Consider the following 660-nt stretch of genomic DNA (forward strand, 5'->3'; position numbering starts at 1 on the left):
TCAGGAGCCAGTACAGGTATTGTGAGTGAAAGTTTTAGCATTCCTACAGGATTAACCTTCAACAGCGGTGGTGGTAGTGGTTGGACTTGTGCCCCGACAGGCCCAGTAGCAGGTCCAACGACGATAGTATGTACCAATAGTTCACCCAATATACCAGCCAGTGGCAGTGTTAGCTTTCCCTTGAATGTAACACCAACGACAACAGGAGGCATTGCCATCAGCGGAATTGTCTCAGGTGGTGGTGAAACCAACACGAGTAATAACAGTGCTACGAGCAATACAACGACAGTAGGCTGTGGCATTAGTGCAGGCGTCTTAAGTAAGCTTTAATCCCAACTCAAGCAAGAAATATATGATGACTTATATAATCCAAGAAAAAGTTCTAGGTTTTTTTCAAAGGTATGGAAAAAGCTTAGGGGTAGCCGTCCTTATGCTTATGTTATGGGAAAGTTCTTATGGACAAGCTTGTAACTACAAATCAGGCACCGTAACGATGAGTTTGAGTGGTCAAACAACAGGCTCAAATGTGAGTTCACAGCTTGTATTGACGAATTCGTCAGGTATAATCCAATATGTGTCACCCGTGAATGTGATGAGTATAGCGAATGTAAGTGCTAATACTTACCAAGCCGTGGCGGTGACGTATACCAATAGCGTTTC

2 protein-coding genes are annotated in these 660 nt (G+C 43.8%); both read left to right on the top strand.

Features of this window, described 5'->3' with window-relative positions; all coding sequences use genetic code 11:
- A partial coding sequence (locus QM481_RS24815) for a hypothetical protein (RefSeq protein ID WP_283383795.1) occupies window positions 1-330 on the top strand: 330 nt, incomplete at its 5' end.
- A gap of 22 nt (window positions 331-352) precedes the next feature.
- Window positions 353-660, top strand: a 308-nt coding sequence (locus tag QM481_RS24820; protein ID WP_283383796.1) for a hypothetical protein, incomplete at its 3' end; no start/stop codon positions are given.

The organism is Flectobacillus rivi (assembly GCF_030056655.1).
Classification (GTDB): domain Bacteria; phylum Bacteroidota; class Bacteroidia; order Cytophagales; family Spirosomataceae; genus Flectobacillus; species Flectobacillus rivi.